A 14,116-nucleotide genomic window follows, 5' to 3' on the forward strand; every position below is an offset into this window, starting at 1 on the left:
ATAAAACGGAGCTATTAAGAACTACGTTTAAACGCTCCGCGGTGCATATTGGAAAAAAAAAAGACCTTGAATGAATTAAAAATCATACGAGAATATTTTAAACCGATTCAGCCTACAGTTTCGGTTAACAATAGGGATATAAATTATCTAGAAATCCAACCAAATAAAGAAATTGAAAATTTTGTTTATTGTTTTTGGCAACTCAAAACAAGCAAAACTTTAAAGAAAGATTATAATTATAGAGTTGTTTCGGATGGTTGCATAGATATATTTTTTGATCATAAACAACCAAGCGAAAATTTTGTAATGGGATTTTGTCGAAAGTACGTTCAATTCCCTATAGGTAAGGAATTTGATTATATAGGTATTCGGTTTTTGCCTTCGGCATTTCCTTGTCTATTTGGAGTTAATGCCAAAAAATTAAGTAATCAATGCCAAGAACTGAAGAAAATTTTACCTAATTTTTCCGAGTGGATTAATTCCGAAATTAAACCTGTTGATTCATTTGAAAGCATTACAAAAATCTTGAATGAAAAGATTATCGGATTTTTAAAAAATGAGAATATGCATTACGACAATCGTTTTTTAAATTCGTTAAACTTGATTTTTCTAAAGAATGGATGTTTAAGTACCGAAAAAGACCTAAATACAGGTTTAGGTCCAAGACAGCTACGTAGAATTTTTAACTTTTATATCGGTACAACGGCAAAATCGTTCAGTAATGTTGTGCGTTTTCAGCATATTTTAAGTGCAAAACCATCAAAACAAAGTCTTAAAGAAAATAAACTGTACTACGATGTCGGATTTTTTGATCAGGCTCATTTTATTAAAAACTTCAAAACGTTTTATGGAGTAACACCTTCGGAAGCCTTTCGTTAAGTTCGTCCGATTTTTACAATTTCTCTGTTTCTTGTTATCCCAAATTTGTAGAAACAAAAGGATTAACAATGAAAGTATTATTATTAACCGCATTTATGCTAACAGTAAATTGGACGAATGCACAAACTATTAACAAAGTGAAGCTTAACGCAGGTATAATTACGGACAAGTTACAGGAAACCAAGAAATTTTACACAGAAACATTGGACTTTGGAGTACGTTTTGAAAATGAATTTTATTTATTGCTTCATACACCCAATCATGAAGCAGAAATTAGTTTTTTAAAACCCAATCACCCAAGCCAAAAACCCATTTTTCAATCCGCGTTTAACGGAAAAGGTGTTTACTTAACAATTGAAGTTAATGACGTAGATAAAGTATATAAAGAATTAAAAGATATAAAGGTTCCGATAGAGATTGAAATCCGAGACGAACCTTGGGGTGATAGGCATTTTGCGATCAAAGACCCGAACGGAATTGGAATTGATATTGTTACTTATACAAAGCCCGAAGAATAAGCATTACGAGCGAGAAAGAACTGAAATCAAAAACAAATTAACTAACCTAAATTCTCTCTTTTGTTTTTCTGATTATTACATAAAAATTTAATCAAAATCAAATCTACCGTGTATAAGATTAATTACTAAATTAGTTACTTACAACATGTAATTAATCTTAAACAAGGCCATAATCAAAAAATTGAAAAAAATGATACATTAAAACAATGTATATGCATGTGGTACATTGTTAATCCATAAAGGCAGTGTCTTTTTATACACTTCGTTTTATAGACAAGATAGTTGTAGGCCATTAAAGAAAACCAAATATTAATGAACATTAAGAACTTGAAAGTATCATTTGAATTGGTCCTTCGACAATGTGTTTTTATAATTCTCAATATTTACGCTATCAGAAAATTGTTTGGTGGACAATTTTATAGGAATGGAGAATTACCAGCTGATGTTGCAAAGATAACTTTGGGAGAAGTCGATAGTTTTACAATTGCTTGGGTTTTTATGGGGTATTCCTTCTGGTATGTTCTATTTATCGGAATTACTCAATTAATTGGTGCTTGGTTTCTCTTATGGAGTAAAACAAAACTCATTGGTGTAATGATACTAATACCAATAATGTTGAATATTATTATGTTCGACCTTATTTTTCTTGGTGTTTATTCTGCATTAGCAATTTCAATCATAACTTTTTTGATGTTGATAATGATAATATTATTCAACAAAGAAAAAATAATAAATATATATCAGGAACTAATTACTTTTCTGCCAAAATCAGAAGTATTGCTAAAAGAGAAAATTTTAACGGTTGGAATTACAATAATGACTTTATTATTAACTTTTTCTTTTTGTTATTTAATAGAACGCTTAACTTGGGTTACCTAAAAATAACTAACTGGCTACAACAAAACCTTTACTTAATTAAGACAATTCATTTGCAATTATATAAGATATGGAAGTTATAGACCAAATATCAAACTTTATTCAAAAGGGAGATAATGAAAAATTAAAAGAAATTCTAGATAGTAATCCAGATTTAGCAAACGAAAAAACCAAGCAAGGAATTTCGTTTCTAACATTTGCAGCATATTGTAACAATAATCTAGCGCTTGAATTAGTAAAAAACCTTAAAGCAACATTAGATATTTACGAGAAAATCATTTTAGGAGATTTAATGCAAGTAAAAGAGTATTTTTATAAATACCCTTCTAAAAAAAATCAATACGCAACAGATGGTTTTACACCAATAGGACTTGCTTGCTTCTTTGGACACTACGAAATAGTTTGTTTTTTTATAGAATGTGGGAGCGATATAAATATTGCATCAAACAATGCTTTTAAAGTAACCCCTTTACATTCCGCTTGTGCAATTTCAAATTATAAAATAGCTGAATTACTTGTACAAAATAAAGCCAATGTAAATGCAGCACAACAAAGAAATATAACTCCATTGCATTCTGCCTCTTATAATGGGAGATTAGACTTAGTAAAATTATTGGTTACGCATGGAGCAAAAATAAATGCTAAAATGCAGGATGGAAGAACACCTTTATCTATGGCTAATGAAAAATCATTTATAGAAGTTTCGCAGTATTTAAAACAAAGAGGAGGAATATAAAAAGGAAGTTGACAAATTTTATAAAACTTCTTTTTTTCTATGAGTTGAACTTGTTCAACTATTTTTCTCGAATAGTTTATAATTTTTGTAGAAACAATTACAAATAAAATTATGAGCTTAATTAAACCGTTTAAAAACTTTCTTCTTGCATTTATGTTAGTATTACTGTCCAACACAGTACATGCACAGATAACTAATGATATTACCCATGAAGAGGCGTTTAAAGCCCTTTTGGCAGCAAAAGAAAGTGCCGAAGCCTCCAATGTATTAGTAAATATTGCCGTTGTAGATGCTGGCGCTAATCTAAAAGCTTTTATAAGAATGGATGAATCTTTCTTAGGTAGTATAGATGTTGCTATTAAAAAAGCAAAAACAGCACGATATTTTAATATTGACACTGGAAAATTAGGAGAATTAACGCAACCAGGAGGTATTATTTATAATATTGAACATTCTAATGACGGATTGGTTACCTTCCCTGGCGGATTACCAATAAAAAACAAAGACGGAAAAATTATTGGAGCTATAGGGGTAAGCGGAGGCACAATAGAACAAGACAGAGCTATTGCCACTGTTGGTGCTAAATCAATTACAAAATAACTAATTAAAAAAATAGCATAATGAATAGTATAAACAAAGCTTTTCTATTTATAACAGTACTTATAGTACAAATAAGCATAGCTCAAGTTTCTAATGATATAATGCTTTACAGAAAGGATTTTAAAAATATTTCTGGAAAAAATACCGTATCTGTGACTAGTTATGAAAAAAATGGTGCTCACTATGTATATGCTGGCGGCATAGGAAATGTAGATGTATATAGTTTAGATAAAGAAGGTCTACTTACTCCAATAAGCAATCATGATTTACATATGAAAAAAGGTCCTGCGAGAGGCATGGTTGCAGATAATATTAATGGAACCGATTTTCTATTTATAGGAAATAAACACGGAAATGTTATTGAGACCTTTAAGATATTAGATGATGGGTCCATAGAGCGTGTTGCTTTGATAGAAGATACAGAGGAAACCCACCTAGGCACAGCCATAACACTCCAAGTTATTCACATGAAAAAAGCATCTTATTTGTTTGTGGGAGGTTTAGAAAAAACACCTGGGCTAAGCTGTTTTAAAATTGAGGATAGTGGTAAGCTAACGCATGTACAATCTATGAAAGATGATGAAACTATTCATACAGATGGTATAATAGGTATGTTTACCCATAAAATAAAAGGGAAAACCTATTTATATACAGGCGGCTTTCAGGATAATGGGGTTAGTAGCTTTAGAGTATATGAAAATGGTACTTTTAAAAATGTAAACAGTATAAGTGATAATACTACAGATAGGTATTTAACAGGAGCTTACCCAGTAACAGGAGTTACTTTAGGAGATAATAATTATGTTATCGTAGGACATAGACATCATAAATATTATAAAAGAAATGGATTTATTAAAAGAACCAATTTTGTGTATCATGGGGATGGTGTAAGTGTCTTTAAGATAAACGGAAAAGGCGCACTAGTACCGCACTCGGTTTTAAAAGATGACGAAACTACTAAGCTACAAGGACAAACAAGAATAGAAGTAGTTTCTACAGATGCTAATGAAGCCGTATTGGCAGTAGGTACTAGGGACGATGCAAGCATTCAATTGCTAAAATTAAATAAAGAAGGTATTCTAAGTCCCATAAACTATTTAGAAACCGGTTATTCTATTTATTATGGTTTAAGGTCGCATAAAATTGGAGAAGATAACTTTCTAATTGGGGGTTCTTTTAGAACTGATTTTCAAAAAATAGCGAGTTATAAAATTGCACCAAAAATTGATAGAGAAGGAAAGGTTCTTCGCCATATGGTTAACTTAAAATATAAAGAAGAAGCTACGGAACAACAAGTGAACGATGCCATAAAAACTTTTTTAAATCTTAAGAACGAAATCCCAGAAATAGCCAATATAGAATGGGGGTTAAATGATAGTAGCGAGGGACATAGTAAAGGCTTAACCCATTGTTTTACTTTAACTTTTAAGAATGAACATGCCAGAGAAATTTATCTGTTCCATAAAGCACATTTAGATTTGGTAAGTAAAATTGGCCCTATCATCGGAGACGTTTTAGTATTAGATTATTGGGCAGAAAAATAAAACTATTCTATAGATTACAATCCAACGAATAATTATAAACTAATTGGTTGGATTGTAATCTATTAAATATTCAAAACAAAACTCTTATGCTTTTGGAAGTGCTTATAGTGAGTGTAAAATTCTCTGAAAACTTACAAATTCGATGTAGTATAAAATGAAGAAATTAATTGTGTTCTTTTTCGTATTTTCTTCGTATACTTTATTAGCTCAAACTCAGGAAACGGATAGCTTGCAAGGGAAAAATTGGACACGCAACGGTATTTCTCCATTTGTTTCTTATGTATCTATAGGTGCTTCGAATGTTTCGGGAGGGTTAGACCAAACGAGTAGGTATGCCGGACAATTCTATGCAGGATTCCAGTTAGATTTTGAAAAAATATTGGAATGGAAAGGTACTCGAGCAAGAATTTCAATAATTAATCGGCATGGACATGGACTCTCAAATGAAGTTGGTTCTGTTTTTGAACCATTAAATGTAGTTGGCGGACAAAACACTTTTTTTTATGATTTAAGTGTCGAAAAAGACTTCGGAGACAAAGTCTCTTTTAAATTAGGGCGTACTACAGCGGCCGATGATTTTTCTGGTTCCGCACTATATTATTACTCGCTTAATAATACAGTAAACGGAGTTATAAGAGCTCTATTATTAGATGGTTTAATGAGTACCTTCCCCTTTCCCACATGGGGCGCAAGGATAAAATATAAACCTAATGCTAAGCATCAAATTCAACTAGGTTCCTACCAAATGAGTAAAAGTATTTTTAACGATAAGAAACACGGTCTAGATTTTTCTTATAGAAGTTCCGATAACCTATCTATATTCTTTCAGTACGATTGGTTGGGGCAAATAGCAAACCGTAACGCTAGGGTTTATGTTGGGGCGAATCAGGTATTTGGAACTTTGGCTAATCTTAATCCTGTTCACGAATCCAATTATTTTATACGTTTTTATGGGCATGTAGATGTTGAACTTATTCAAGATTTAACCTCTTTCCTTACAATAAGTTATTCGCCACATGGCGAAATAGCAAAAGTACCTTTTCAAAGTAGTTTTGGTCTTAACTGGAAGGGAGTATTCCCGTCTAGAACAGATGATAGAATGGTATTCTTTGCTACCGTTGGTAGTTTTAGTGATGCATGGGCCACAACCAAAGGAAATGAGCTGTCTCCAGAAGTAGTATTAGAGTTGGGTTATCGTTTTAAAATTAAGGACTATTTTGGGGTGCAACCTGCGTTGCAATATGATATTAACCCAGGTGGTTCTGAGACCATTGATAATGCACTTATTCCAGGAATATTAATAGAAGCTAGTTTTTAAAATGGTACTGTTATTAAATATACAGCACCAAGTACATATAATACTATAGAAACATAATTAAAAGAATATACAATGAGCAATCTAAAAAACAAAAAAGCCATTATAACGGGTGGAAGTAGAGGACTAGGAAGAGCTACAGCATTGGCATTTGCTAAAGAAGGTATTAATGTAGCAATTACCGGAAGAACAGAAAGTACATTAAAAGAAACCGTTTTAGAATTGCAAACCTACGGTATCAAAGCTACTTATGCTGTATTTGATGTTGGTAATTATGAAGAAGTTAAACTAAGCATTAAAAACATTATAGACACTCTTGGGGGTGTTGATATTTTGGTAAATAATGCCGGAATGGCAGCCATTGGTTCTTTTAATGATATGCCTGTGGAACAATGGAGTGCTATGATACAGACCAATGTTATGGGCATGTATTATGTAACTAAAGAGGTTTTGCCACATCTTATAAACCAAAATGAAGGAGATATTATTAATGTTTCTTCTACAGCAGGTTTAAACGGGAATGCGAATGTATCGGCATATTCTGCGTCTAAATTTGCTGTAATAGGAATGTCTGAATCTTTAATGAAGGAAGTTCGTAAAAACAATATTAGAGTTAATACCCTAACGCCAAGCACTATTGAGTCTGATATGACCATAGAATTAGGTTTTGCAAATAAAGACTCCCATGAGAGTGTGTTGCAACCAGAAGATTTTGCAGAGTTAATACTGGCAGGTTTAAAATTACCTCGAAGAGCTATGTTAAAAAGTGCGGCTTTATGGTCTACAAATCCTTAAGAATTCTTTGAATATTTAAAAATATAGAGAACAGACTACTATAATTTATTAAGCAAAGTTTTTTTCTATTAAAACATTAAAAAGAGGGATTTTCTTCCCTCTTTTATTTGTCCTATCTGTGCATATTTGCTTTCATTTATTATAATAGGATGTAGAGAAATAAAAGAACAAAAGAAGAAGGTCGCGGAATTGAGAAGAAAGACGTATGGCAAGGCCTTAATGATACACTAGCAAAAGGTCCAAAACCGAAAAAATTAGTTAAGAAAGGGAATACTACCGATTTAACACTATTTTTATGCGTAAGCATTATAAATAATAAAATAATATGCTTTCCGAAAAACAAGGTAGATAAAACAATTTTAAGATGAAAAAAATAAATCGAATAATGACCAATATTTGCTCAGATGATTTAGTTAAAAGTCGAGATTTTTATACAAAACTATTCGACTTCAAAGTAAATTATGATAGTGAATGGTTTATTCATCTTATATCTAAAGACGATAAATTAGAATTAGGAATTATAGATCGCACCAACGATTTAGTTCCCGAAGAGTACCAATCAAAACCGCAAGGATTTTACATCACATTTGTAGTATCCAATGCGGACAAAATTTACGAGATTGCTATATCTGAAAATTTTGAAGTTGTTCGTAAGCCAAGTAATACTTTTTACGGACAAAGAAGAGTACTGCTAAAAGACCCAAATGGTGCTTTAGTAGATATTTCTTCCCCTATTCCAGATTTTAAGTTTTAAAAAACATCTAGTTATCAAAAAGTAAACAACTAATTCCAAAGCCTACAATACAATACTTCTTTGATTAATAATGATATAGCAGTATTAGATCATAAATAGCTAAAATGTGTTTATAAGCTTCGTCAATTATAAAAAAAATACTACGGATCTAACAATTTATCTCTAGTTATGTATTAATTTTCATGAATTAAAAAATAAGCACTATTAAAATGACTAGAACATTATTAATATTTATTACACTTTTTACAATTTTTTTTTCAAGTATTAATGGGCAAAATAAGGATTGGGAGAATCCTGAAACCATAGGAATAAATAAGGAATCGGCACACACATACTTTATTTCTTACACTTCAGAAGAAAGTGCGTTGAAAGACGATACAAACTCTCTTAATTATAAGTCTTTAAATGGCGAGTGGCAATTTAATTGGTTTAAAAATCCAGAATCTAGAGACCTAAATTTTTCTCAAGTAAACAAAAAATTAGAACATATAATTCCAGTACCTTCTAATTGGCAAATGCATGGATATGGCTACCCTCATTATGCCAATATAACGTACCCAATTCCAAAAAATAAGCCTTTTGTTCCTCACGATTATAATCCCGTTGCGCAATACAAAAGAACTTTTAATATAGATTCGGCTTGGGAAAACCAAAATATATACATTCATTTTGGAGCGGTAAGAAGTGCCTTTTATTTATGGGTAAATGGTAAAAAGGTTGGTTATAGTCAAGGAAGTAAACTACCTTCAGAATTTAATATAACCCAGTATGTAAAAAAAGGTGAAAACGAAATTGCATTAGAAGTGTATCAATTTACCGATGCAAGTTATATTGAAGATATAGATTTTTGGCGTTTAGGGGGTATTGAAAGAGATGTTTTTCTACATGCTAGACCTAAACTAATGCTTCAAGATTTTTTTGCTAAAACGGTTTTAGATAGCACATTTACTAGTGGATTATTAAACCTATCTGTAGAGGTTAAAAACACAGCAAAGAAAGAAAAGTTTAAAATTACTACGAAACTTTTTGAAAAAGACCAATTGGTTTTCGAGAAGACAAATACAGGGGTAATAAAAACTAATGGTACCCGAACAGTACAATTCTCTACCGAAATTCCAAATATAAAACCATGGTCCGCAGAACATCCTAATCTATATAAACTTCTTATTAGCATTAAAGATGAGCAAAATAATATAATAGAATGTACTACACATGACGTTGGATTCCGAACTGTTTTATTGAAAGACGGACAGCTTTTGGTAAACGGGAAACCTATTTTGTTTAAAGGAGTAAACAGGCATGAGCATGACCCAAATACCGGTCATGTAATGTCCAAAGAAATGATGTTAAAAGATATTAAGTTAATGAAATCTTTTAATATTAATGCCGTAAGAACCTCGCATTACCCTAATGACCCGTATTGGTATAAATTATGTAACCAATACGGACTTTATGTTATAGACGAAGCAAATGTAGAAGCGCACGGATACGGTTGGATTGTTAACGAAGTAGCAAGAGACCCTAAGTATTACAATGCTATTGTAGATAGAATAAAACGCTTATACTATAGAGATAAAAATCATCCGTCGGTTATTATTTGGTCTATGGGCAACGAAACAGGCACAGGACTCCCTTTTGTAGACGGTTACAAATGGCTAAAAGAAAAAGACGATTCGCGTTTAGTGTCTTACGATAGAGCAGAGGTAGATCCCGATTTTGACCACATTAGACATACCGATATTATTGGTTATATGTATGCTCCAATAACCGATATTAAAGAAGAACACCTAAGAACTAACCCTAACAGACCATTTATTTGGGTAGAATATGCACATTCTATGGGGAATAGTACAGGGAACTTAAAAGAATTATGGGATTTTGTTAGAAGCGAACCTAGAGTTCAAGGAGGTTTTATTTGGGATTGGGTAGACCAAGGTCTTACAATGACAAGTACAAACGGAGAAAAATACTGGGGCTATGGCGGTGATTTTGAGCCCGAAACCGCACAACATTCTGGAGCGTTTTGTTTAAACGGTATTGTATTCCCAGACAGAAGCATACAACCAGCGTTATGGGAAGTAAAAAAACAATACCAAAGTATACATATAAAACCTATAGCTTGGGAAGCTTTAAACTTTGAAATTTTCAATGAATATTGTTTTACTAATTTATCCGATTTTCAATTAGAATGGGAAGTACTAGAAAATGGGGCCATAATTAAAACAGGAACCGTTCCTATAGAAGGAAATCCGTTGACTAAAACGACAGTTAGTTTAAAAGAAAGTTTCCCTAAAATAAAAAAAGGGAAAGAATACCATGTTAATTTTTATTTTAAAACCAAAGCAGAATATAAACTAGTACCTCAAGGGCACGAAGTTGCAAAAGAGCAATTAAAGCTTCCTTTGTCTAGATATATCGAAAGCGATTATAAAGTATCTACCCAACCAAAAGTTACAGAGTCTCAAAATGCGATTAATGTTCTTTGTGAAAAAGTTAAAATAAGCTTTAGTAAAGATCTAGGAGCAATTACAGCCTATGAGGTAGATAAAACAAATTGGCTAGTTTCTCCTTTGCTATTAAATACCTGGAGAGCTACAACGGATAACGACAAAGGTGCTTCTATACACGAAAACTCTGCAATGTGGAAAAACATAGAATCTAACCTAAAAACGCAATCCATAACATGGAAAGCCTTAGATAATAATAAGGTTATGGTTCAAGTACATAAAACAAATAAAGAAATAGCAAACTTCTTTGTAAACTATACAATAGACAGTAGTGGCAAAGTTAAAGTACAATATGTTTTTGAGCGTCTTAACAAAGGGGTAGGTCTTATTCCTAGAATGGGAATGAACTTAAAACTAGTAGAAAACATGGACGAAATAAGTTACTATGGTAAAGGGCCTCATGAGAACTATCCAGACCGTAATGAATCGGCATTTGTAGGGGTGTATAATGCAAAGGCTAAAGATTTTTACGTTCCCTATATTAGACCACAGGAAAATGGCTATAGAACAGAAGTAAGATGGTTAACCGTTAGGAATGAGAAAAATGTAGGCTTAAAATTTTCTAGTGATAGTTTTTTAAACTTCAATATAAATCATTTTGACAATGAAGATTTTGAATTAAGTAGCAAGAATCGCCATACCATAGATATAAAACCCAAAAAGCATGTTAATTTAAATATTGATTATCGTCAAATGGGTGTTGGCGGAGATACCAGTTGGGGAATGTTACCCTACCAACCTTATCTTATTTATCCTGAACCCATGAAATATACCTTCATAATATCACCTATATTTTAAAAGGAAGTGCATTTTCTATGAATAGAGATATTGCAAAATTACAAAAAGAGGGTTTTTCCCTCTTTTTTCTATTACTAATTACAATTTTTAACAAGTCATTATTTACAAACATTGTTTATTTTTGAGAATAAGGTAGATTTACGTATATATCCTTGTTGTACGCAAGCTAAAAATAACACAAATGGAAAACCAAAATCCGCAAAGAAATAACTATCTAAATATATTAAAAGATGAAATTGTTGTTTTATCGGACAGCGAAAGTTTATCAATACCGAATTCTGCAGTAAGGATTTTGTTAGAGTGGATTGGTTATAATTTGGAAGATGTAGAAATTTTGGATAATAAAGATTCTGGAATTGATGCTTACTCAATTTCTGACAGAGGAATTGATATTTATCAAGTAAAAACACATGAACTAACAATAGATGGTGAGATTAATACTTCCACTTTTGATAATTCAGGTGTTAACGATTTAATGCGAGCTAAGAATATTTTAATTTCTAAAGAAAATAAAACCAAAATATCAAAACAAGTAAAAACTTTGATTCAAAAGTGGGATTATTTGATTCAAGAAAGTCTGATTCAAGAAAACCCTAGTCCAGTTTCAATAACACTAAATCTAATTGTTTTAGGAGACTCGCTAACTGAAGAAGCTAATGAAGAGTTCACCAGATTTAAATTAAATAATCAAGAAATAATTGATTTTAAAGGAGTTAAAGTCAAATTTGATACAGTTTTATATAATATTGATGATATTATAAAAAGACAATGGCAAGAAGATAATGTAAGTTGGAAAGATATCAATGGCAAGAAAAAGACTAATATTAAACTTTCTACTTTAAGCGATAATGGTATTATTTCAGATAGTAAAAATGCCATATTATACAGTTCCGCATTTGATTTAGTAAAAGCTTATGATGCACTTGGTTATCAGATATTTGAACCTAATGTTAGAGCAGAAATCAAGAGGTCAAAAATAAATGCTTCTATTCGCGAGTCTATTAAACACTCCAGAAGTAGAAAAGAATTTAAATTTTTAAATAATGGAGTTACTATTACTTGTGAATCCTTCGAAAAGCCGAAAAAGTCAAATAGCGATGATGGATATTCAATTACCATCCATTATCCAGGAATTGTAAATGGACTTCAAACTGTTACAGCTTTACATACAGCATATAATGAACTTAACCCAAGTGATAAAGAAGATTTCAAAAACGATGCATCGGTCCTAGTTAGGATTTTAAATAAAAAAGCAGTAAACGACATAAATCAAGTTGTAAGGTCAACAAATAATCAAAATCCAATGAAACCTCGAAATTTGGTTTCAAATAGTAATGAACAAATTGGTTATTCGAAAATGTTTGCCAAGCAATTAAATTGGTTTTATGAAGCTAAGGAGGGAGCTTGGAATGCTTTTGAAAAGGACCCTAAGAGATGGCGCCCTTCTTTAGGCAAAACAACACGAGAGTTTAAAGTAATCAATAAAGTTAAGAAAGTAGATAACTTAACACTTGCTCAAACATGGCTATCTTTTATTGGGTGCTCATCTACTGCTGCAGAAGAAAAGCAACATTTATTTACTAATCACTATGATTTAGTTTTTAAGAAAAGAGTTAACAAACATGGGTTTTATTTTGATTTTAATACAAAAAACGCCAATTCAGGAGAGCATTCAAATAATTCGTCTACAGATGCAAGACTCATGTTTGTATCTTATTTGACATATAATTTCGCTAAAAATATTGTTCCAAGTAAACCTAAATTTAGAAAATTGGCTTTAGAAAGGCTAGGTGATTCGGCAAACAAAAAACTAAATGTTGATGATTACACTAAAATAAGTACTCAGGAATTAGACGGAAAACTTTTTGAAATAGATAATGAATTCTCACTTTTTAATGTTCTTTCATATATGCCATTACTTTTCACGGAATTCGTTGGGTTTATTTTATTTGAAACATTTGGTGATTCTGCATACGCATATGGAGGAAAAATTTTAGCCACAGATAGTTACAAAAAATTGAAAAATGATTTAGATTTTGAAGGTGTTTGTTTAGCTAGCAATTCGGAAACATACAATGAAAAAGACCTTTTACTTGTGCTTTGGGGTGTCTTTAAATGGAAAATTGAAGAATGGGTTATGTCTGGTTGGAAAGAAAGCTACAGAGGTGCGGATAGAAAACAAAGATTTGTTTTATCGAAAGATAATAGGCAGAAACTGTATAAAGACATTGTTAACCTAGATAAGTTTCTTACAAAAAGAACCATGACGGAAAATTGGGCCTTAGGAATAGATGAAGGTCAAGGACTATTCGATTTTGTAAAAAATATAATAGACTAAAAGCCTGCGTACAACAAAACCTATAAACAATAAGGGCTTCGGGCTTAATCGCAGAGTTTGCGTATTTTTATGAAGTCCGTAAAATCTTTTGGATTTTGCTCTGGACAGGAAAAGAAAAAACAAAACCCGCCCGAACGTACCTTTTCGGTAGGCAGGCAAAAAGATTTTGCTATGTGCATGGCGGAAAGCAAACGCTAGTTTGCTCCCGTACTGTTCATAGCTAAACCGTTAGCGAATATTGGCGAAAACGACTCAAACTCATAAAAGTTTGAGCTTTTGAAACGTATGAATTTAGACGTTAGCGTGAATTTTTAAAAATTAAAAAAATTGACTCTGTAATAAATGAATTATTTAGCTCTTCCTTTAGGTTTATTTATATTATGCCTAATTGATAAAAAAATCACAAAAAAAGAGAAAATCAATTATTCAAAAAGATTAAGAATAATATCCGGAATT

General features: G+C 31.7%; 11 protein-coding genes. All 11 read left to right on the forward strand.

The window, feature by feature from the left end; all coding sequences use genetic code 11:
- The first annotated feature begins 66 nt into the window (after positions 1–66).
- The 11 genes from Q0856_RS11030 to Q0856_RS11080 all read left to right on the forward strand — a co-directional run bounded on the left by Q0856_RS11030 (position 67) and on the right by Q0856_RS11080 (position 13,660).
- Positions 67–879 carry a helix-turn-helix domain-containing protein gene (locus tag Q0856_RS11030; protein ID WP_298504937.1) on the forward strand — a complete coding sequence of 271 codons (813 nt, stop codon included), beginning with the start codon at positions 67–69 and terminating at the stop codon, positions 877–879.
- Between the two features lie 137 nt (positions 880–1,016).
- Complete coding sequence (locus Q0856_RS11035; protein ID WP_298505235.1) at positions 1,017–1,397, forward strand: VOC family protein; 381 nt, start codon at positions 1,017–1,019, stop codon at positions 1,395–1,397.
- A 312-nt stretch (positions 1,398–1,709) separates the two neighbouring features.
- Positions 1,710–2,276 (forward strand): hypothetical protein, encoded by a 567-nt coding sequence (locus Q0856_RS11040; RefSeq protein WP_298504940.1) that lies wholly within the window; start codon positions 1,710–1,712, stop codon positions 2,274–2,276.
- 67 nt (positions 2,277–2,343) lie between these two features.
- Entirely contained in the window at positions 2,344–3,009 is a 666-nt protein-coding gene (locus Q0856_RS11045) for an ankyrin repeat domain-containing protein (RefSeq protein ID WP_298504943.1), read from the forward strand.
- Between the two features lie 111 nt (positions 3,010–3,120).
- Complete coding sequence (locus Q0856_RS11050) at positions 3,121–3,609, forward strand: heme-binding protein (protein WP_298475404.1); 489 nt, start codon at positions 3,121–3,123, stop codon at positions 3,607–3,609.
- Positions 3,610–3,629: 20 nt separating this feature from the next.
- Complete coding sequence (locus Q0856_RS11055) at positions 3,630–5,153, forward strand: Dabb family protein (protein WP_298504945.1); 1,524 nt, start codon at positions 3,630–3,632, stop codon at positions 5,151–5,153.
- 154 nt (positions 5,154–5,307) lie between these two features.
- Complete coding sequence (locus Q0856_RS11060) at positions 5,308–6,471, forward strand: carbohydrate porin (protein ID WP_298504947.1); 1,164 nt, start codon at positions 5,308–5,310, stop codon at positions 6,469–6,471.
- Between the two features lie 72 nt (positions 6,472–6,543).
- Positions 6,544–7,263 (forward strand): 3-ketoacyl-ACP reductase, encoded by a 720-nt coding sequence (locus Q0856_RS11065; protein WP_298504950.1) that lies wholly within the window; start codon positions 6,544–6,546, stop codon positions 7,261–7,263.
- A gap of 364 nt (positions 7,264–7,627) precedes the next feature.
- The gene (locus tag Q0856_RS11070) at positions 7,628–8,017 is read left to right on the forward strand and encodes a VOC family protein (protein ID WP_298504952.1); all 390 of its coding nucleotides are present in this window, start codon (positions 7,628–7,630) and stop codon (positions 8,015–8,017) included.
- A gap of 209 nt (positions 8,018–8,226) precedes the next feature.
- On the forward strand, positions 8,227–11,322 hold the full coding sequence (locus Q0856_RS11075) for a glycoside hydrolase family 2 TIM barrel-domain containing protein (protein WP_298504955.1): 3,096 nt from the start codon (positions 8,227–8,229) through the stop codon (positions 11,320–11,322).
- Positions 11,323–11,503: 181 nt separating this feature from the next.
- A complete protein-coding gene (locus Q0856_RS11080; RefSeq protein WP_298504958.1) occupies positions 11,504–13,660 on the forward strand; it encodes an AIPR family protein in 2,157 nt (718 codons plus the stop codon).
- The last annotated feature ends 456 nt before the right edge of the window (positions 13,661–14,116 follow it).

The organism is uncultured Maribacter sp. (assembly GCF_947496775.1).
Classification (GTDB): domain Bacteria; phylum Bacteroidota; class Bacteroidia; order Flavobacteriales; family Flavobacteriaceae; genus Maribacter_B.

Bases quoted from the DNA above. Each gene is read 5' to 3' on its own strand.
- Q0856_RS11040 (WP_298504940.1), top strand. From the start codon at position 1,710: ATGAACATTAAGAACTTGAAAGTATCATTTGAATTGGTCCTTCGACAA.
- Q0856_RS11045 (WP_298504943.1), top strand. From the start codon at position 2,344: ATGGAAGTTATAGACCAAATATCAAACTTTATTCAAAAGGGAGATAAT.
- Q0856_RS11050 (WP_298475404.1), top strand. From the start codon at position 3,121: ATGAGCTTAATTAAACCGTTTAAAAACTTTCTTCTTGCATTTATGTTA.
- Q0856_RS11055 (WP_298504945.1), top strand. From the start codon at position 3,630: ATGAATAGTATAAACAAAGCTTTTCTATTTATAACAGTACTTATAGTA.
- Q0856_RS11060 (WP_298504947.1), top strand. From the start codon at position 5,308: ATGAAGAAATTAATTGTGTTCTTTTTCGTATTTTCTTCGTATACTTTA.
- Q0856_RS11065 (WP_298504950.1), top strand. From the start codon at position 6,544: ATGAGCAATCTAAAAAACAAAAAAGCCATTATAACGGGTGGAAGTAGA.
- Q0856_RS11070 (WP_298504952.1), top strand. From the start codon at position 7,628: ATGAAAAAAATAAATCGAATAATGACCAATATTTGCTCAGATGATTTA.
- Q0856_RS11075 (WP_298504955.1), top strand. From the start codon at position 8,227: ATGACTAGAACATTATTAATATTTATTACACTTTTTACAATTTTTTTT.
- Q0856_RS11080 (WP_298504958.1), top strand. From the start codon at position 11,504: ATGGAAAACCAAAATCCGCAAAGAAATAACTATCTAAATATATTAAAA.